The 19,802-nt window shown below is 63.9% G+C and carries 17 protein-coding genes; 10 read left to right on the top strand and 7 right to left on the bottom strand.

The annotated features are described in order from the left end of the window. Positions 1-83 precede the first annotated feature (83 nt). The 3 genes from ilvC to HNP55_RS10180 form a co-directional block, all read right to left on the bottom strand. Positions 84-1,100, bottom strand: coding sequence for a ketol-acid reductoisomerase (gene ilvC / locus HNP55_RS10190; protein ID WP_184298904.1), 1,017 nt, complete (start codon positions 1,098-1,100; stop codon positions 84-86). A gap of 46 nt (positions 1,101-1,146) precedes the next feature. Beyond that, positions 1,147-1,638, bottom strand: coding sequence for an acetolactate synthase small subunit (gene ilvN, locus HNP55_RS10185; RefSeq protein WP_184298902.1), 492 nt, complete (start codon positions 1,636-1,638; stop codon positions 1,147-1,149). 166 nt (positions 1,639-1,804) lie between these two features. Beyond that, positions 1,805-3,595 (bottom strand): acetolactate synthase 3 catalytic subunit, encoded by a 1,791-nt coding sequence (locus HNP55_RS10180; protein ID WP_184298900.1) that lies wholly within the window; start codon positions 3,593-3,595, stop codon positions 1,805-1,807. A 267-nt stretch (positions 3,596-3,862) separates the two neighbouring features. Here HNP55_RS10180 and HNP55_RS10175 point away from each other — a divergent pair, with 267 nt between their 5' ends. From HNP55_RS10175 to HNP55_RS10160, 4 genes are all read left to right on the top strand, one after another. Then, a complete protein-coding gene (locus tag HNP55_RS10175; protein ID WP_184298898.1) occupies positions 3,863-4,429 on the top strand; it encodes an RNA polymerase sigma factor in 567 nt (188 codons plus the stop codon). Further along, complete coding sequence (locus HNP55_RS10170) at positions 4,426-4,905, top strand: DUF3619 family protein (RefSeq protein ID WP_246448339.1); 480 nt, start codon at positions 4,426-4,428, stop codon at positions 4,903-4,905. The genes HNP55_RS10175 and HNP55_RS10170 overlap by 4 nt, the downstream gene beginning before the upstream one ends. Before the next feature lie 69 nt (positions 4,906-4,974). Then, positions 4,975-5,811: a DUF3106 domain-containing protein gene (locus HNP55_RS10165; RefSeq protein WP_184298896.1), complete on the top strand. Its 837-nt coding sequence runs from the start codon at positions 4,975-4,977 to the stop codon at positions 5,809-5,811. Continuing rightward, positions 5,808-6,329 carry an RDD family protein gene (locus HNP55_RS10160; protein WP_184298894.1) on the top strand — a complete coding sequence of 174 codons (522 nt, stop codon included), beginning with the start codon at positions 5,808-5,810 and terminating at the stop codon, positions 6,327-6,329. Before HNP55_RS10165 ends, HNP55_RS10160 begins: the two co-directional genes overlap by 4 nt. A 78-nt stretch (positions 6,330-6,407) precedes the next feature. Here the strand turns inward: HNP55_RS10160 and HNP55_RS10155 are convergent, their stop codons facing one another. Continuing rightward, positions 6,408-6,746, bottom strand: a complete 339-nt coding sequence (locus tag HNP55_RS10155; protein ID WP_124452671.1) for a P-II family nitrogen regulator — start codon at positions 6,744-6,746, stop codon at positions 6,408-6,410. 39 nt (positions 6,747-6,785) lie between these two features. Continuing rightward, complete coding sequence (locus HNP55_RS10150; protein ID WP_184298892.1) at positions 6,786-8,498, bottom strand: NAD+ synthase; 1,713 nt, start codon at positions 8,496-8,498, stop codon at positions 6,786-6,788. On the opposite strand from HNP55_RS10150, the gene HNP55_RS10145 reads away from it, so the two are divergent. Next, the gene (locus tag HNP55_RS10145; RefSeq protein ID WP_184298891.1) at positions 8,497-9,681 is read left to right on the top strand and encodes a GNAT family N-acetyltransferase; all 1,185 of its coding nucleotides are present in this window, start codon (positions 8,497-8,499) and stop codon (positions 9,679-9,681) included. The two genes, HNP55_RS10150 and HNP55_RS10145, sit on opposite strands and share 2 nt — an antisense overlap. A gap of 59 nt (positions 9,682-9,740) precedes the next feature. Here HNP55_RS10145 and ppa read toward each other — a convergent pair whose 3' ends face one another. Next, positions 9,741-10,280 carry an inorganic diphosphatase gene (ppa, locus tag HNP55_RS10140; protein ID WP_184298889.1) on the bottom strand — a complete coding sequence of 180 codons (540 nt, stop codon included), beginning with the start codon at positions 10,278-10,280 and terminating at the stop codon, positions 9,741-9,743. Positions 10,281-10,561: 281 nt separating this feature from the next. Between ppa and HNP55_RS10135 the strand changes: the two genes are divergently transcribed. After that, positions 10,562-12,706 carry a sodium-translocating pyrophosphatase gene (locus HNP55_RS10135; protein WP_184298887.1) on the top strand — a complete coding sequence of 715 codons (2,145 nt, stop codon included), beginning with the start codon at positions 10,562-10,564 and terminating at the stop codon, positions 12,704-12,706. 185 nt (positions 12,707-12,891) lie between these two features. Then, on the top strand, positions 12,892-13,686 hold the full coding sequence (locus HNP55_RS10130) for a J domain-containing protein (protein WP_184298885.1): 795 nt from the start codon (positions 12,892-12,894) through the stop codon (positions 13,684-13,686). A 24-nt stretch (positions 13,687-13,710) separates the two neighbouring features. On the opposite strand, the gene HNP55_RS10125 is transcribed toward HNP55_RS10130, so the two are convergent. Then, the gene (locus HNP55_RS10125; RefSeq protein ID WP_184298883.1) at positions 13,711-16,890 is read right to left on the bottom strand and encodes a hypothetical protein; all 3,180 of its coding nucleotides are present in this window, start codon (positions 16,888-16,890) and stop codon (positions 13,711-13,713) included. A 429-nt stretch (positions 16,891-17,319) separates the two neighbouring features. Here HNP55_RS10125 and HNP55_RS10120 point away from each other — a divergent pair, with 429 nt between their 5' ends. The 3 genes from HNP55_RS10120 to HNP55_RS10110 are packed head-to-tail and all read left to right on the top strand — an operon-like array spanning position 17,320 to position 19,594. After that, positions 17,320-17,766 (top strand): YfiR family protein, encoded by a 447-nt coding sequence (locus HNP55_RS10120; protein WP_184298881.1) that lies wholly within the window; start codon positions 17,320-17,322, stop codon positions 17,764-17,766. After that, a complete protein-coding gene (locus tag HNP55_RS10115) occupies positions 17,763-19,061 on the top strand; it encodes a diguanylate cyclase (protein ID WP_184298879.1) in 1,299 nt (432 codons plus the stop codon). The genes HNP55_RS10120 and HNP55_RS10115 overlap by 4 nt, the downstream gene beginning before the upstream one ends. Further along, positions 19,058-19,594, top strand: coding sequence for an OmpA family protein (locus HNP55_RS10110; protein WP_184298877.1), 537 nt, complete (start codon positions 19,058-19,060; stop codon positions 19,592-19,594). The genes HNP55_RS10115 and HNP55_RS10110 overlap by 4 nt, the downstream gene beginning before the upstream one ends. Positions 19,595-19,802: the final 208 nt, after the last annotated feature.

The raw sequence follows: 19,802 nt of genomic DNA, 5'->3' as shown, positions 1-19,802 counted from the left end.
GGCGCAAGGATACAACAGGGGCAGGCACAAAAAAGCCGCGTGGGCTCGTGAGCGCACGCGGCTTTAGAGGCTTTGCTCGGTAATCAGTTCTTCGAACGATCGACCAGCTTGTTGGCCTTGATCCAGGGCATCATGGCGCGCAGCTTCTCACCGACTTGCTCGATCGGGTGCTCGGCGGTCAGGCGGCGGCGGCTCAGCAGGGTCGGGGCGCCGGCCTTGTTTTCCAGGATGAAGCTCTTGGCGTACTCGCCGGTCTGGATGTCCTTCAGGCACTGGCGCATGGCGTCCTTGGTGGCCTCGGTGACGACGCGCGGGCCGGTCACATACTCACCGTACTCGGCGTTATTGGAGATCGAGTAATTCATATTGGCGATACCGCCCTCATAAATCAGATCGACGATCAGCTTCAGCTCGTGCAAGCACTCGAAGTAAGCCATTTCGGGCGCGTAACCGGCTTCGGTCAGGGTCTCGAAACCGGCCTTGATCAGCTCGACGGCACCGCCGCACAGCACGGCCTGCTCGCCGAACAGATCGGTCTCGGTCTCTTCACGGAAATTGGTCTCGATGATGCCGGCCTTGCCACCGCCATTGGCCGAGGCATAGCTCAGGGCCAGATCACGGGCCTTACCGGTCTTGTCGGCGTAGACGGCGATCAGGTGGGGCACGCCGCCACCTTGCGTATAGGTGCCGCGCACGGTATGGCCGGGGGCCTTGGGGGCGACCATCCAGACGTCCAGATCGGCGCGCGGCGTGACCTGGCCGTAATGCACATTGAAGCCGTGGGCGAAGGCCAGCGAAGCACCTTGCTTGATATTGGGCTCGACCTCGTTCTTGTAGACCTCGGCGATCTGCTCGTCGGGCAGCAGGATCATGACCACGTCGGCGGCCTTGACCGCGTCGGCGATCTCGGCGACCTTGAGACCGGCGTTCTCGGCCTTGGCCCAGGAGGCACCGTTACGGCGCAGGCCGACGGTGACCTTGACGCCGCTATCGTTCAGGTTTTGTGCGTGGGCATGGCCTTGTGAGCCGTAGCCGATGATGGTGACGTTCTTGCCCTTGATCAGGCTCAGGTCAGCGTCCTTGTCGTAAAAAACGTTCATGTCGATCTCCAGGGAAAATGCTTGGGTGTTGGGTAAAAAAATATGCTCAGACGCGCAGGATGCGCTCGCCACGACCGATGCCGCTGGAGCCGGTACGCACCGTTTCCAGAATCGAGGCGCGGTCGATGGAGTCGATGAAGGCATCCAGCTTGGATGAATCACCGGTCAACTCGATGGTGTAGGTCTTCTCGGTCACGTCGATGATGCGGCCGCGGAAGATGTCGGCGGTGCGCTTCATCTCCTCGCGCTCCTTGCCGACGGCGCGGACCTTGATCAGCATCAGCTCGCGCTCGGTGAAATTGCCTTCGGTCAGGTCCACCACCTTGACCACCTCGATCAGGCGGTTCAGGTGCTTGGTGATCTGCTCGATCACCTCGTCGGAACCGGTGGTGACGATGGTCATGCGGGACAGCGAAGCGTCTTCGGTGGGCGCCACCGTCAGGCTCTCGATGTTGTAGCCGCGGGCAGAGAACAAGGCCACCACACGCGACAGCGCGCCCGGCTCGTTCTCGATCAGCAATGCAATGATGTGTTTCATGAGGGGTGTCGTCCTTCGCGCTCTTCAAGCCGGCAGCGGTAACCACCGGCTCTTGGCCACGCTCTTCGATGGATGAATGACAGGGCTTGTCCGAACTCGTCACCTGGCTGGTGGAGCCACCGACGCCGCGCGGTAACGCGAACGCCCCGGCCCCACTGACCCAGACTCAGAGGTCTTCGGACCCCAATCGCATTTCCGAAATGCCCTTGCCCGCCTGGACCATGGGCCAGACGTTCTCGGTCGGATCGGTGCGGATGTCCAGAAAGACCGTGCGGTCCTTCAGGCGGATGGCCTCTTTCAAAGCGCCCTCCACATCCTCGGGCCGCGTCACCAGCAGGCCCACATGGCCGTAGGCCTCGGCCAGCTTGACGAAGTCGGGCAGCGCTTCCATATAGCTATGGGAATAGCGGCCGCCGTAGTCCAGCTCCTGCCACTGCCGCACCATGCCCAGATAGCGGTTGTTCAAGGCGACGATCTTGACCGGCGTCTTGTACTGCTGGCAGGTGGACAGCTCCTGGATACACATCTGGATGGAGCCTTCGCCCGTCACGCAGAACACATCGGACTGCGGCTTGGCCAGCTTGATGCCCATGGCATAGGGCAGGCCCACACCCATGGTGCCCAGGCCGCCGGAGTTGATCCAGCGGCGCGGCTGCTCGAAGCGGTAGTACTGCGCCGCCCACATCTGGTGTTGACCCACATCGGAGGTGATATAGGTGTCGCGATCCTGGGTCAGGCGGCACAGGGTCTCGACCACCATCTGCGGCTTGATGACGTCGGTGGAGGGCTTGTAGACCAGGCAGTCCTTGCGGCGCCATTCATTGATCTGACTCCACCAGGTGTTGATGGCCTGAGCATCGGGCTTGGCCTGCGCTTCCTTGACCTGGAAGATCAATTCCTGCAGCACGTCCTTGACGTCACCGACGATGGGGATGTCCACCCGCACCCGCTTGGAGATCGACGAAGGGTCGATGTCCACATGGATGATCTTGCGATCCACCGAGGCGAAGTGCGCCGGGTTGCCTATCACCCGGTCATCGAAGCGCGCACCCACGGCCAGCAGAACATCGCAGTTCTGCATGGTCATATTGGCTTCAAAAGTGCCGTGCATGCCCAGCATGCCCAGGAACTTTGGATCGCTGGCGGGCGTAGCGCCCAGGCCCATCAAGGTGTTGGTGATGGGATAGCCCAGCAATGCGCTCAGCTCGCGCAGTTCGGCACAGGCCTCGCCCAGGATGACGCCGCCACCCGAATAGATGTACGGGCGTTTGGCCTGCAACAGCAGTTGCACGGCCTTGCGGATCTGGCCCGAATGGCCTTTGCGCACCGGGTTGTAACTGCGCATCTCCACATGCTGCGGATAGCTGAAACCGGGCAGCTTGGCCATGGAGACATCCTTGGGGATGTCCACCACCACCGGGCCGGGGCGGCCGGTACGAGCGATGTGAAAGGCCTTCTTCATCGTCATGGCCAGATCGCGCACGTCCTTGACCAGGAAGTTGTGCTTGACGATGGGACGGGTGATGCCGACGGTGTCGCACTCCTGGAAAGCATCCAGGCCGATGGCGGGCGTGGGCACTTGGCCGGTCACGATCACCATGGGGATGGAATCCATATAGGCGGTGGCGATGCCGGTGATGGCATTGGTCACCCCAGGGCCCGAGGTCACAAGGGCCACGCCCACATCGCCGGTGGCGCGGGCATAGCCATCGGCCGCATGAACAGCGGCCTGCTCATGGCGCACGAGCACGTGCTGGATGGTTTCTTGTTTAAACAGTGCGTCATAGATGTAGAGCACTGCGCCGCCTGGATAGCCCCAGAGGTATTTGACACCCTCGGCTTGCAGGCAGCGAACCAGCGCCTCGGAGCCGTTCAGCTCGGAAGACGTTGACGTAGATTGGGAGGAATGCGAATGTGCCGCAGGGGCACGCTTGACTTCCGCGCTATGCAAATCCATATAAAACCTTTGTGAATTTCTCTAACGAAAAACCATCGGTGTCCCTTCTCGCACCCTTGTGAGGTGGACTCGGAACCTGCGCAATCAAAAAACATGGCACCCGGGTCGGGCAGCCAGCTTGAGACCAGTAACTTCATTGTGCGAAGCAACATTATGCACGGAGTTTGCACAAGCCAGCCCCCGCGAGCATGGGTCGTGCAGCGCACAGGCCACGCAATGCGATACTCCGCGCACCAATTTCCAGCCCCGGGCTCCCCCGCTTCATCCTTGGCCACCGACAAAGAACTCAACGACTTTCTGAAGAGCGTCGACCGGCGTGCATTCAAGCGCACCGCCTATCTCGTGCGCGATGACGACGGTGCGCTGGACATCGTCCAGGACGCCATGATCAAGCTGGCCGAAAAATATTTCGACCGCCCGGCGGCCGAGTTGCCGCTGTTGTTTCAACGCATCTTGTCCAACGCAACCATGGACTGGTTCCGCCGCAAAAAGGTCAGAACGGCGGTGATGCAGAACATGTCGGACTTCGAGTCCAACGACCCCGACAGCGATTTCGACCTGCTGCAAATGCTGGAAGGCCAGGAAGGCGCGCTCGGCGCCCTCAGCGCCGCCGACGAGGTTTCGCGGGTGCAGATCTTGCAAGCCATCGAGGCGGAAGTGGCCGAATTGCCGGAGCGTCAACGCGAAGCCTTTCTGCTGCGTTACTGGGAGGAGCTGGATGTCGCGGAGACAGCCACCGTCATGGGATGTTCGGAAGGCAGCGTCAAAACGCATTGCTCCCGTGCCACCCATTCATTGGCAAAATCGCTGAAGGCCAAGGGGATCACACTATGAGCACAACAAGCCACTCTTCTCATTTTTCGCAGGAACTCGAAACCCGCATGACGCGCTTTGGCCTGCGCGTGGCGGCGGACTTAAGCGAGCGCAATGAAACCCTGCCGCACGACATCTCGGAGCGCCTGCGCTTCGCCCGCGAACAAGCCCTGCTGAGGGCCAAGACGGCGCGCGCCGCCCAAGTTCAGTTGGCCCCCAGCACCCCGGTGCTGCAGACGGGCGCCACCTTGGCGCTGGGCGGAGGCCAGGGCGGTAGCGAGGGCTCGCCGCGCTGGCTCAAATTCGCCTCCCTGCTGCCCTTGCTGATGCTGGTGCTGGGCCTGTTCCTGATTCAGCACACCCAGTGGTACCAGCAGATCAATGCCTCCGCCGAGATCGACACCGCCCTGCTGTCCGACCATCTGCCGCCGTCCGCCTACAGCGACCCCGGCTTCTCGGAATTCCTCAGCGAAGAGCAACACAGCGACGGGTCTTGAATGCGCGAACGTTTCCCGGCTCCTGACTCGGCAGCTCTTGTTCCGAGCCCATACTCCAAGAAAACAAGCTTGCAGCTCGGCGCCCTGGCGCTGAGCTGTTTGCTTTGCCACGGCCTGGTTCTGGCCCAAGCCGCACAGGAGCCTGCCTCGGTCGCGGCTTCCGCCACGGCCCAGCCCCTGGCCCTCGAAGCGCCAGCCAGCAGCCCCTTGCCTCGCCCTGCCCCAGCCGCCGTTAAACCCCTGGCGCCCACGGCAGGCCTGCCGCATGCGGCTACCCCGCTGCTGCCGCCACCCAATTGGCAGGGGCTGAACGCCGCGCAGAAAACCGCCCTGGCCCCGCTTGAAAAAGACTGGGACAAGCTGGACGAGTTCCGCAAGGGCAAATGGCTGGAAGTGGCGGCTCGCTACGCCAGCCTGCCCGCGGCGGAGCAGGCCCGCCTGCAAGAACGCATGCGGGAATGGGCCAACCTGAGCCCGGCGGAACGGCAGCGTGCCCGCGTGGGCTTTCAGGTGGCCCAGCAGGTCAAGCCGGACGAGCGTCAGGCCAAGTGGGAGGCCTACCAGGCCCTCAGCCCGGAAGAACGCCAGGCCCTGGCCGAGAAGGCCCAGAAAAAACAAGCCCGCAAGGCCGTCGAGTTGCCTGCACCGGGCTTGGATGTCAACGGCGTGCAAGCCAAGTCCAACCGTGTGCCGACCGCGCCCAAGGCGGCCCTGGGCAAATCGGTTGCGCCCTCGGTGGTGCAGGCCAAATCCGGCGCCAGCACCGTGCTGATCAATCAGACGCGCAATCTGCCCCCCGCCCACCAGCAAGCCGGTCAGACCAAGGTCTTTGCCGACCCCAGCCTGGTGGACAGCAAGACCTTGCTGCCCAAGAAGCCGCAGACGCCCCCCAAGCCACAGCCATGAGTGCAAGCGAGAACCAGGTGGCCGCAAGCTTTGAGCGGCCAGGGCTGTCGCGCCGCATGGCCGCCTTTGTGTATGAGGGGGTGGTCTTGTTCGGTGTGGTGTTTGTGGCTGGCTACTTCTTCTCGGCCCTGACCCAGCAGCGCCATGCCCTGCAAGGGCAGCATGCCTTGCAGGCCTTTTTATTCGCCGTGCTGGGCATTTACTTCGCCTGGTTCTGGTCGCGTAGCGGCCAAACGGTGGCGATGAAGGCCTGGCATATCCGGGTGCTGGACCGCCAGGGGCGGCCGCTGACGCAAGCCCGCGCGCTGGCCCGTTATGCCCTCAGCTGGCTGTGGTTCATGCCCGCCCTGCTGAGTGCCTGGCTGCTGGACCTGCACAGCCCCGCCGCCATCTTTGGCTGCCTCACCGTGGGCGTGCTTGCCTACGTCTTGCTGACCCTGATCCAGCCGCAGAAACAATTCCTGCACGATGTGATCTGCGGCACTCAGTTGGTGACCCAATTGCCGACGAAGAAATAACTCCCTGTTCGCCCGAATGAACAAAGCCCGCGCCGTTGCCGTCGCGGGCTTTTTTACTGAGCCGAGCAAGCCGGCGGCTTAGACGGCCTCTTCATCGGTCTCGCCGGTGCGTATGCGCACCACCTGCTCCACCGGGGTGACGAAGATCTTGCCGTCGCCGATCTTGCCGGTCTTGGCGGCCTTGAGGATGGCATCGATGCAGCGCTCCACATCCTCGTCCTTGACCACCACCTCGACCTTGACCTTGGGCAGGAAGTCCACCACATACTCGGCGCCGCGATACAGCTCGGTATGGCCCTTCTGACGGCCAAAGCCCTTCACCTCGGTGACGGTCAGGCCCGATGCACCCACCTCGGCCAGGGACTCGCGCACCTCGTCCAGCTTGAAGGGTTTGATGATGGCGGTGATTTGCTTCATGCGGAGGGCTCCAAATTGTTGGACAGGGGTTTGTTCGATTTAAGCACGGAACTTTGAGGTGATCGGATAGCGCCAATCCCGGCCAAAGGCCCGGTGGGTGATGCGTATGCCGACCGGCGCCTGGCGGCGCTTGTACTCGTTGATCTTGATCAGGCGGGTGACCCGCTCCACATCGGCCGACGCGAAACCGGCCGCGATGATCTCGGCGATGGATTGGTCCTCTTCCATATAGCAGGCCAAGATGGCGTCCAGCACCTCGTAGGGTGGCAGGCTGTCCTGGTCCTTCTGGTCGGGCCGCAGCTCGGCCGAGGGCGGGCGGGTGATGATGCGCTCGGGGATCACCGGGCCTAGCGTGCCATCTGCACGCAAGCTGGGCTGCTGATTTTTCCAGCGTGCCAGGCGGAACACCAGGGTCTTGGCCACGTCCTTGATGACGGCAAAACCACCCGCCATATCGCCATACAGCGTGCAATAGCCGGTCGCCATCTCGCTCTTATTGCCGGTGGTCAGCACGATGGCGCCGAACTTATTGGACAAGGCCATCAAGAGCGTGCCACGGATGCGGGCCTGGATATTCTCTTCGGTAGCATCGAGCGGCAGGCCCTTGAATTCGTCCGCCAGACTGGTGTTGAAGGCCTCGAACATGGGGACGATGGATTTTTCGTCATAGCGCACGCCCAGACGCTCGGCCATGTCACGGGCATCGATCCAGGAGATATCGGCCGTGTAGGGCGAGGGCATCATCACCGTGCGCACCTTGTCGGCGCCCAGCGCATCCACCGCCACCGCCAGCACCAAGGCCGAATCGATGCCGCCCGACAGGCCGATCAGGGCACCGGGAAAGCCGTTCTTGCCCACGTAGTCGCGCACGCCGGTGACCAGGGCGGCCCAGGCCTGTGCCTCCAGCTCGGGCAGGGGCAAGACCTGACCCTGTACAGAACCGTCCGCGTCGATCTCGATCAGGGTCAAATCTTCTTCAAACATGGGCGCACGCGCGGCCACCCGGCCCTGCGCATCCAGCGCAAAGGAAGCGCCGTCAAACACCACCTCGTCCTGCCCGCCCACCAGATGGGAGTACAGCAGGGGCAGGCCGAGCTCGGCCACCCGCTGGGCCATGCGCTGCTCGCGCTCCTCCACCTTGCCCAGATGGAAGGGCGAGGCATTCAGCACGCACAGGACTTGCGCGCCGGCCGCCTTGGCGGCCTGGGCCGGCTCCTCGAACCAGGCGTCCTCGCAGATATTCAGGCCAAAGCGCAGGCCATCGACCTCGAACACCACCGGCGCCTCGCCGGCGTCGCGGCCCGAGACGAAATAGCGGCGCTCGTCGAAGACCTGGTAATTGGGCAGCTCGCGCTTGCAGTAGGTCTGCAAGACCTGACCCCCGGCCAGCACCGAGGCGGCGTTGAAACGGTCCGGCACGGCCCAGCTCTTGCTGCGAGCCTGCTCCGACTCGGCGGCTTCGGCCGCTTTCTGCTCGGGCTTTTGATAGGGGTGGCCCAGCACCACATGCAAGCCCGCACAATCGCGCAGCTCCGCAGCGATCCAGGCGACGGCCTCGTCGCAGGCCTGGATGAAAGCCGGGCGCAGCAAAAGGTCTTCCGGGGGGTAGCCACAGAGGCTCAACTCGGGTGTCAGCAACAATCGGGCGCCGGCGGCATGGGCACGACGGCCCCAGTCCACGACTTTTTGGGCATTGCCCTGGATGTCACCCACGGTGACATTGATTTGCGCCAGCGCGACTTTGACGGACATGAGGATTGGATTGAAAACAGCTCAGCTCGATTATGTCATTCGGGTCCACGAGAACCCTGCCGATCCGGCCTTGGCCCCGTGGAATCGGTTGCTGGCACAGCAAAGCCAGCCCACGCCCTTTATGCGCCTGGAGTACTTTCGTGCCCTGCATGAATCGGGCAGCGCCGCGGCCCGCAGCGGCTGGCGGCCACAGTTCCTCAGCGTCTGGCATGGCGACGAGATGGTGGCCGCCTGCCCGGCCTATCTGAAGAGTCATTCCTATGGCGAGTATGTGTTTGACTGGGCCTGGGCCGATGCCTATCAACGCCACGGCCTGGCCTACTACCCCAAGCTGCTGGTGGCCGTGCCCTTCACGCCGGTGCCGGGCAGCCGCCTGCTGGCTACCGATGAGGCTGCGCGTCAGGTCTTGATGCAAGGCCTGGAGGCGCTGGCTCGCCAACAAACGCTGTCCTCCGCCCACCTGCTCTTCGGCACGGCGGCCGACCATCAGGCGGCCCAAGCCCAGGGCTGGATGGAACGCCAGGGTGTGCAGTTCCATTGGCAGAACCGGTGCCCAGAGCCCTATGCCGGCTTCGAGGACTTTCTGGCCTCGCTGCAGCGTGAGAAGCGCAAAAAAATCCAGCAGGAGCGGCGCCGCGTGCGCGAGGCCGGCATTTGGTTTGAGGCGCGGCAAGGCGCACAAATCGTCGAACAGGACTGGGATTTCTTCTACCGCTGCTACCAGCTCACCTACCGCGCCCACCACAGCACGCCCTATCTGAGCCGGGACTTCTTTGCCCGCGTGGCCGACACCATGGCGGAACATTGGCTGCTCTTCATCGCCTGCCGGGCCGACGGCAGCCGCGTCGCGGCCTCCTTGATTGCGCTGGACCCGGCACAGGGCGCGGCTTACGGCCGCTACTGGGGCGCGGTAGAGCCTATTTCCTGCCTGCACTTCGAAGCCTGCTACTACCAGCCCCTGCAATGGTGTATCGAACAGGGCTATCGGCGCTTTGAAGGCGGGGCCCAGGGCGAGCACAAAATGGCGCGCGGCCTGCTGCCCGTGCCCACCCGGTCCAGCCACTGGCTGGCCCACCCGGGCTTCAAAGAAGCGGTGGCCGATTTTCTGGCCCAGGAGGGCCAGGCCATGCGCGGCTACGTCGATGAGCTGGAGTCTCACCAGCCCTTCAAGGCCCCGGGCTGAGGCGTAAAAAAAGCGCCCGGCTTTCGCGAGGCGCTTGGTCTTCCTTGACCGCGGCGGTCTCAGGCCTGGTTGGCCTTTTGATAGGCTTCGATGCCGGAGACGATCTCGGCGCGGGCGGCCTCGGGGCCTTCCCAGCCCTGCACCTTGACCCATTTATTCGGCTCCAGATCCTTGTAGTGCTCGAAGAAGTGCTGGATGGCGTTCAAGCGCATCTTGTTCACGTCCTCAGGCTTTTGCCAGTGGGTGTACATGGGCAGGATCTTGTCGATGGGCACGGCCAGCAGTTTGGCGTCGCCACCGGCTTCATCGTCCATCTTCAGCACGCCGATGGCACGGCAGGTCACGACGACGCCAGGCGTCAGGGCAAAAGGCGTGATCACCAGCACATCGACCGGATCGCCATCGTCCGACAGGGTCTGCGGAATATAGCCATAGTTGCACGGATAGTGCATGGCCGTGGTCATGAAACGGTCGACGAAGAGGGCGCCGCTTTCCTTGTCCACCTCGTACTTGATCGGATCGGCATTCATCGGGATCTCGATGATGACGTTGAATTGCTCAGGCGCCTTGGCGCCAGGGGTCACATTGTGCAAGCTCATGAGTTTCTGCTTTGATTGCCCGGGGGAAACCCGGATTCTAAGGGCTGGCCTTGCCATGAACTGACAGCGGCCTGATGCGCCTCAAAACAAGCCCATTCCAAGGCCCCTAACCCCCTTGTTTACCCGCACACATTGGGTAAACACCGGGGTGCTCAATTGCTTTGTCGCGAAGCCATCACTTAAGCTCGGCCCCGTGACCTGGGCCCGTTCTGGCTGTACCGGGGCTGAGCTTGCAGGCGCGTTGTTCGATCACGGCAATCACTAGAACAGGAGACAGTTACATGTCGACGAGTTTGGCGCTGTACTTCGCACTGGCCTGCGGCTTTGCCGCGGTGCTTTACGGCTTCATCCAGAGAAGCTGGATCTTGAGTCAGGACGCGGGCAACGCCCGCATGCAGGAGATCGCCGCCGCCATCCAGCAAGGCGCGGCGGCCTATCTGGCCCGGCAATACAAGACCATCGCGGTGGTGGGCATCGTGCTCACCTTGCTGATCGCGGTCTTTCTGGACCGCACCACGGCGATCGGCTTTGTGCTGGGCGCCGTGCTCTCCGGGGCCTGTGGCTTCATCGGCATGAATGTCTCGGTGCGCGCCAATGTGCGCACCGCCCAAGCCGCCACCCAGGGCATTGGCCCGGCGCTGGACGTCGCATTCAAGGGCGGCGCCATCACCGGCATGCTGGTCGTGGGTCTGGGGCTTTTGGGCGTTAGCCTGTTCTTCTGGTTCCTCAGCGGCGGCGAAAAAGTGGACACGGCCACGCTCAAGCCCCTGCTGGGTTTTGCCTTCGGCTCCTCGCTGATCTCCATCTTCGCCCGCCTGGGCGGCGGCATCTTCACCAAGGGCGCCGATGTGGGCGCCGACCTGGTGGGCAAGGTGGAGGCCGGCATCCCCGAGGATGACCCGCGCAACCCCGCCGTGATCGCCGACAACGTCGGCGACAACGTCGGCGACTGCGCCGGCATGGCGGCCGATCTGTTCGAGACCTATGCCGTCACCCTGATCGCCACCATGACCCTGGGCGCGCTGATGGTCACGGCAGCACCGCTGGCCGCCGTGCTCTACCCGCTGCTGCTAGGTGCCGTGTCCATCATCGCCTCCATCATTGGCTGCAGCTTCGTCAAGGCCTCGCCGGGCATGAAGAATGTGATGCCGGCGCTCTACCGCGGCCTGGCCGTGGCGGGTGTCTTGTCGCTGATCGCCTTTTACTTCGTCACCAAGGCGGCCATCCCCGATGAGGCCTTGGGTGCGGGCACCCAGCTGCGCCTGTTCGGCGCCTGCGCTGTCGGCCTGGTGCTGACGGCGGTGCTGGTCTGGATCACCGAGTTCTACACCGGCACCCAGTACTCGCCGGTGCGTCACATCGCCCAGGCCTCCACCACCGGCCACGGCACCAATATCATCGCCGGCCTGGGCGTGTCCATGCGCTCCACGGCCTGGCCGGTGCTGTTCGTCTCGGCCGCCATCCTGATCACCTACCAACTGGCCGGCCTCTACGGCATCGCCATCGCCGCCACCTCCATGCTGAGCATGGCCGGCATCGTCGTGGCCCTGGACGCCTACGGCCCCATTACCGACAACGCTGGCGGCATTGCCGAGATGTCCGAGCTGCCGGCCAGCGTGCGCGATGTGACCGACCCGCTGGACGCCGTGGGCAATACCACCAAGGCCGTCACCAAGGGCTATGCCATTGGTTCCGCCGGCCTGGCCGCCCTGGTGCTGTTCGCCGACTACACCCATTCGCTGGAGAGCCGAGGCATCAGCGTGGCCTTCGATCTGAGCGACCCCAAGGTCATCGTCGGCCTCTTCATCGGCGGCCTGATCCCCTACCTCTTCGGCGCCATGGCCATGGAGGCCGTGGGCCGCGCGGCCGGTGCCGTGGTGGTCGAGGTGCGGCGCCAGTTTCGCGACATCAAGGGCATCATGGAAGGCCGGGCCAAGCCCGAGTACGGCACGGCGGTGGACATGCTGACCAGCGCCGCGATCAAGGAAATGATCGTGCCCTCCCTGCTGCCGGTGGTCGTGCCGGTGCTGGTAGGTTTGCTCTTAGGCCCGGCCGCGCTGGGCGGGCTCTTGATGGGCACCATCGTCACCGGCCTCTTCGTCGCCATCTCCATGTGCACCGGCGGCGGCGCCTGGGATAACGCCAAAAAATACATCGAGGACGGCCACCACGGCGGCAAGGGCTCGGAAGCCCACAAGGCCGCGGTGACGGGCGACACCGTGGGCGACCCCTACAAGGACACGGCCGGCCCGGCCGTCAACCCCTTGATCAAGATCATCAATATCGTCGCCCTGCTGATCGTGCCCCTGCTACCCCTGCCCACGGTCTCGGCCCCTGCCCACAAGACGCCAGAGGCAATCACGGCGCCGGCGCCGGCCCCGGCGGCTTCAGCCCAGCTGAGCGAAGGCGCCGCTTCCACCCCTTGATCACAGGGTAAATCGCCGGATAAACAGCCCGCCAGCGGGCTGTTTTCGCTTTGAGCCAGGGCCAGGGCCGTCCACAATATGAGCTCAAATCCACTCGCATCCAAACCCTAGACTCGCTCATGACAATGTCGAATACAGCGCTATCCCGACATGGACTGGAACGCCGCCGTAGTCAGTTGAGCGAGATGCAGAAGTTTCTGAGCGAGCAGGAAAAAACCTTCGACAAGCTGCGCAGCGAGATCCAGCGCTTTGTGGACCGCTACACCGAGGCCCTGGGCGAGCACTATCTGGAGCTCGACGCCCTGGAATCCCAGCTGCATAGCGCCACCCATTGCCTGGCCGAAGCCTTGCGGCGCAACGGTGTCGAGGTGCAGGCCCCCCGCGCCCCGCAAGCCACCGCCCTGCCCCTGCTGCCTCAGCTACCGGCCGGCGCCCCCTTGCCGGCCGAGCCTGCAGGCGGCCTGGTGGACCTGGCGCCGCCCAGCCTCAAAACGCTTTACCGCCGTGCGGCCATGCGCCTGCACCCCGACTTCGCCAGCAACAATGCCCAGCGCCTACAGCGCGAGCAGGCCATGATGCAGGTCAACCAGGCCTATGCCCGCGAGGACCGCAGCGGCATCGCCGCCCTTCTGCTGGCCGCCGGCGAAGACCCGGTCAAGGTCCACGGCGGCAATGCCGACGCCATCAATACCTGGCTGGGTCGCAGCGAACAGGCCGTGCAAGGCCGCCTGCGGGTGGTGCAAGCGCATTTGAGCGCCCTGCAAAACCACCCCATGCACAAGCTCTGCAACGCCATCAGCCAGGCCGAGGAGGTGGGCCTGGACCCGCTGGGCGTGATGGCCTGCCGCCTGCGCAGCCAGATCCAGGAGCGCCGCCGCGAGCTCTATATCGGCCAGCGACTGCAGGCCGAGTCCAGCCTGGCCCGCGCCTTTTTACACCGCCGGGTCGAGCGCATGGGCGCGGCCCAGGCCCTGGCTTGATCTATTCCCTCGGCTGCACCGTCCTCAGTCGGCCGACAAACGCACGGTGGCCGGTGCCACCGGCAAGAGCAATTCCCTACCCTGCCATTTGAGCGGACGGCCCTCGGTGGCCGCGCGCGGCAAAGCCATGCCGTCCGGCCACAGCAAACGGGTGGGCGCACCGGCCTGCTCCAGCTCCAGGCGCCAGCCCCAGCTCTCCTTGTGCAAGGCATAGCTCAGCGGGCCATAGGGCGTGGATAAACCGCGCATCGCGATCTCCCCCTGCCCCAACCACTCGGCCCGCAGGCCCGCGCCTATCAACAGCTCGCCGCTGGCCTCGCGCTCGTAGGCAAACATGTCCAGCGCGGAGCGTATGTAGTCGGACGACACCCAGGCATGAGGCATCTCGCCCAGAAAGCGCGGCTCGCGAGGCTCGGGCAAAACCACCTCGGCCCATTGGTTCCAGCCCGCCGGGCGCTGGTCCTTGAAGAAGAAGTTCAGCATGGCATGGGCCCGCTGAGACTGACCCAAACGCAGCAGCGCCCCCACATTGCGCAGCTCATACGGCGTGTAGTCCGTCCAGGTGCGCTGGCCCTCGCTGCGGGCATTCATCTCGGTCCAGTAGCGCTCAAACGTGCCGTTCAGCAGGGCTTGCGGCAGCACGTCCTGGGCCTGCGCCGGGTTGAGTGCGATGGTGGACGAGGTGGCATCGAAGTCCCCCCGGTCGGCGGCCCCGGCAATGGTGTCGATATGGAAGCGCTTGGACGTGGCGGCGATGGAGGCCACCAGCTCCCGCTGGAACTCGTCCCGCTGGGCCGCCCATTGCTGGGCGATCTGGAACTGCCCCAGCGCGCGGGCGATGTGTACGCCGTCCTTATAGCCTCGCAGGGCCCAGAAATCGTCCCAGTAGGAATAGGCCGGCTTGTCGGAATAGCCCTCGTGGCTGATCGAGGGCGGCAGCAGGCCGAAGAGATGCGCCCGGTCCAGGCTCTTATTGGCCTCGCCCCGCTCGCTCTGACGCAGGCCTTCCATCCAGGTCATCACGCTTTGCACCCGCGCCCAGTGGCGCTGCAAGAACTCATGGTCATGGCTGTGGCGCCAGACTTCGGCCACGGCGTAGAGGTATTGGCCCTGGCTGTCGTTCTCAACCACCGGGTCTGAGCCGCGTTGATCCACGCAGCAGGGCACTTTGCCGCTGACGAACAGGCGCTCGCCATACCAGTCGACAAACTCGCGCGCGGCATCGATCTCGCCCAACCTCACCAGGCCCGCCACCATCATGGCGCCATCACGGATCCAGCTGCGGGCATAGGCCCGGGTCCCCGGCCGCAGAGCCGCACCCTCGCGCGACATCAAGATATGCGCCAGCGAGGTCCGCAAGGTGTTGGCAATCGGCTGGCCCGTGCCGGGCAGCACGATGGCCACCCGGTTGAGGCGCTCACGCCAATGCGCGGCGGCCAGGTCGAAACGGTTGTCGAGTTCGGCCAGACTGAGATTGCTGCTTTTGCTGCTCTTGAGATCCAGTCCGCCCAGCGCCGCGCTCCAGCCCACCGTCTTGCTCTCGCCCGGGGCCAGCAAGACCCGGAACTGCATGAGGGCCGAGGCATGCTCTTGCGGATCGCTCAGGCTGCCGATGCCAGGCGCAGCCAGCAAGGCCTTGAGGCTGAGGCCGGAATCAAAAGCCAGGCCGGACACTTGCTGCGGCGCCTCCGTGGGGTGCAAGCCGGGCTGACCATTGACCTGCAAATCCCCGCCTTGCCAGCGCAGGCTGCGCACAGCCGTCACCCCGCCCGGGGTGGCCAGGAATTGCTGGGGCGGATTGACCTGCCAAGGCCGCAGCACCAGCATCAAGGTGTAGAGCTGACGGCGATCGCCGGTATTGCGCAGCACATAACGGCTTAGCAAGCTGGGCGCCGCGCGCGGGCCATCGGCCACGGCCTCGATGTCCAGGCTCAGCGCCGGATGTTGCCAATGCACGCTGGGCAGGGGCAGATAGCCGTCGCGCAAGCTGTGGCTGATCTTGGCCGAGGCCCAGTTGACGATGCTGCCGTCGTCCAGCTTGACCGCGGGCTCCACGCTATAGCCGCCGCGGCCAATCTCCAGCGCGCCATCCTCACTCAGCAAGGCCGAGCGCGGACCGCCACCATCCACCCCCACCAGGGTCCAGTAGTTCTGCTCGCCCAGCCAGGCGCGCGGAATATCCCCTCGCTGCACCTCGGCCTTGGGCTTGTCCTGTGCCAAGCTGGCCAGCAGCGAATTCAAGCCCGGCCAGGCGGCCGCGCTGCGCAAATTCACCGAGGGCTGCGCCATCACACTGGACTTGACGCGCAGATAGCGCGCCTCGCTGTCCGGCAGAAAAAGGGCGTCCAAGCCGCCGTCGCTGCCCTTGACGCTGCGCAGCAGGCTCCAGGCCTTGCCATCATTCGAGGCCAGAACCTCGTAATTGAGGCCGCGCGCAAACGCAGGCCAGCGCAGGGCCAGTCCGTTGAATTCGCGCGGCAGCTGGTAGTCAAAATCCACAAAGCCCGAGTCCACCGTGACGATGGGCTCGGGCCAATAGGGCGGCTCCGGCAGCTTCTCGTTCATGGCCAGTCCGGCCAGGCAGAAACTGCCCTTGCCACCACCCCGCTCGGTCTGGCCAGCGGCCACCACGAACTCGATGCTCTCGGTCTGCTTGAGCCGGCGGTCCTTGCTGGGCCCCCAGGCAAAGTCGATCTGGCGGCTGCGCAGCTTGAGCTCGGTGAGCTTGCTCGGCATCTGCAAATTGACCTTGTTGGCCCACCAGACGTTCTCGCCGCCGGCATCGATCAGCTTGATCTGCAAATCATTGACACCGGCCCCGCTGCCCTTGATTTGTGCTAGCAGCTCAAAGCGCTCGGGCCAGTGGGTGGGCAAGGCCCGGCGCAGGACGGCATAGCCGGAAACGCCGGCAAAGTCATAGTCCATGCACTGACCGGACTTCGGGTCCTGCCGCAAGCTGGCGCGCACCTGCTCGGAACTGCTGACCGTCCAGGCCGAGGCCGGTGGCTTGGCTGCGACATTGGCCGTAGCCTTCGCGCGCCCCTTGGCCGGGGTCGGCAAAGGCCTGAAGTCATCCAGCACCTCCTGGCGCAGGCCCGTCGGCGCGAGCGCGCTGGCCGCGGCGGCTGGAGCCGCGATAGCCGATCCGGCGGACAGCTGCCACAGGCCCAGCACGACCAGGCCCAGGCCGAATTTCTGCCGCATATCAAACTCCCTCACTTGACGCATCCCCCTCAACAAGCCCCGCCGACGCTTGGGCACGCACAGTTTTCAATATGGTCGCACGAGTTCAAGAGCGCAGGCCCGGGAAGTGTACGCAGCCCACGCGAGGCCTCTCCAGAACGCCAAGCATCGAAGCCCGATCACACAAACAGCTTTTTCGTGCGGTGCTTCTCTGAGTCTGCACCCAACTCCCAATCAAGACGGGCACTGAGCGGCATCGGCGGGCAAAATGCGCCCAGGCCTTACGTTTTTTTGTATCAGCACATGCGCTCAGGCTTTGCCCCAACCCGTTTCAGACAGCTGCTCCCCCAGGCCTTGCTGAGCGCGATCTTTTGCATTGCCCCGGCACTGGCCGCGGCGCAAAACAGCGCAGCAGATCTCGCCCACAATCTGGCCGGGGCCGAAACGCCGTTGAGCACGGCAGCCATCGTCGCCGGCATCCTGAACTACACGGTCTGGCCCGGCCCCAGCCGCAGCCTGAGCGCCTGCATCACCGGCAGCCAACGCGAAGCCCTTGATCTGCTCCAACAGCTAGAGCAAAGCAAGATCCGACACCAACTCCTGCTGATACGCGTCGAGGCCAACTCGCCCTTGCCCGGGGCCTGCGATCTGGTCTATTTCGAGGGCTGGAACGGCCCGGCTGCGCGCTCCGCCCTGCGCAAGCTGGATCGCAAGCCCGTGCTGACCATAGGCTATGAACCCGAATTCTGCAGCGATGGCGGGCTCTTCTGCCTGTCCAAGGCCGGCAGCTCGACCCGTTTCGAGGTCAATCTGGACGCCGTCACCCGCAGCGGCTTGCGGGTCAATGCCCAGGTCTTGCGCCTGGCCAAGCCGCGTGGCCCAGTGAGCAAATCGTGAGCACACCACGCTCCAGCTCCCTGGCCAGCGTGCTGCACCGGGCGCAGCTTCGCGTCGCCTTGGTGGCCTTGCTGACGGTCGGCCTGCTGTTGTCCTGCTCTTCCTTCTTCGCGCTGAGAGCTTCGCTAAGCCACAATCTGGAGCTGGTCGGCCGCTCCATCAGCTACTCGGTCGAAGCCGCCGTGATGTTCCAGGATGCGGAGGCCACCCGGCTTGTACTGAAAAACATCGTCGACCGTGAGGGCCTGAACGAGGCACGGGTGCTGCTGTCCAACGGCACGGAGTTGGCCGCCTACCACCGCGCCAGCCAACACAGCCGGCTTTCGCGCCTGGCCCGCTGGCTCTTCCCCATGCAGGCCAGCAGCAGCGTCCAACTGGACGGCATGGAGGTGGCCAGAGTCGAGTTGCAAAGCGACAGCGTCGCCCTGCTACTGACCCTGGCCTGGTCTTTGGGTGCAATTCTGCTGGGCATCTTGCTCACCGCCTTGACGGTTTTATGGGCCTCTCGCCGCATCGAGCACATCATCCTCGATCCCTTGCTAGCCCTGGCCCGACACACCCGCGCGGTACGCGAAGAACGGGCCTACAGCCGCAGAGCCCCCACGGCTCAGGTGAAGGAAATCGACCAACTGGGGGCCGACTTCAACGCCTTGCTGGCCGAAGTCCAGGCCAATGAGGCCGAATTGCAGCGCCGACACGAAGCCCTGCGCAGCGACCACGATTTGCTGAGCTTCACCGCCAAGCACGACGCGCTCACCGGCGCCGCCAATCGCGCCTACTTCGAGCAAGAGCTGCAAGACTCCATCACCGAAGCCCAACTCAAGAACACCGAATTGGCCCTGCTCTTCCTGGACGCTGACAAATTCAAGGAAGTGAACGACCGCTACGGGCACGACGCTGGCGACAAGGTTCTGGTCGAACTGGTCCAGCGCATGCGCGCCAATGTGAGGGACAGCGATTTGGTCGGCCGCCTGGGCGGCGATGAGTTCGTCATTCTGTTACGCCCGCTGCGCCACAGCAGCGATGCGGCACGGATCCAGCAGCAACTGCTGACTTCGCTGCGAGAAACGCCGATCGCCATTGGCGCCGGTATCAGCCTCACATTGAGCGCGAGCATAGGCATCGCCGCCTTCCCCAAAGATGGCGACAGCGCCGAAAACCTGTTGCGAACCGCAGACCTGGCCATGTACCGGGAGAAGTCCATGGCCGCCTCGCCAAACAAAAGCCCAAGCCCTATGCCCAGCAGCAGCCATGCGGGACTGGGTAACTTGAGCGAAAAAGGAGCTCCCTTATGATCAACAAAGACCAGTCTTGTCGTCAAAAGCAGCGCCGCACAAGCCTGCATCTATTGATGCTGAGCAGCATCCTGCTGTTCTCCGCCTGCGCTCAGACGCCCCCCATCCCCAAGGCCAAGCCCGAAAAGTACACGGCCGTTCAAGTGAATCAATTCAGGGCGCTTGGCTTCGTTGAAACCGATGAGGGCTGGGAATTGAATCTGAACACCAATCTCTTGTTCGAATTCGACTCGGATCGGCTTCAACCCCACCATATCGCCTCCATCCAGCGCGTGGCCCAAGCCATGCAGGCCAGCGGCATCGAAGCCATACGCATCGAAGGCCATACCGACAATGTAGGCAGCCCTGACTACAACCAGCGCCTGTCACAACGGCGCGCCCATGCCGTTGCCCAAACACTGGTCGAGGCCGGTATGAAGGCGGCTCAAATGCAGGTCAAAGGTTTCGGTGCCCAAAAACCGATAACCGATAGCAAGTCAGAGGCTGGTCGAGCCCAGAATCGCCGGGTGATTCTGATCATTCCTGCCGTCTGAATCCAAAACCGAGTTAAAGCCGCCAGGAAAAGGCGATGCCATTGCCGCGGAGAAACAGGTGTACTACGGAATCGACCCCCAAAGCAAAAACCCCCAACTCTCGCGAGCTGGGGGTTTTGACTTTGATATTAGCCTGACGATGACCTACTTTCACACGGGAATCCGCACTATCATCGGCGCTGAGTCATTTCACTGTCCTGTTCGGGAT

The sequence above is a fragment of the Roseateles oligotrophus genome (genome assembly GCF_014204525.1).
Lineage (GTDB): Bacteria > Pseudomonadota > Gammaproteobacteria > Burkholderiales > Burkholderiaceae_C > Paucibacter_A > Paucibacter_A oligotrophus_A.
This window is presented reverse-complemented; position numbering and strand designations above follow the sequence as displayed.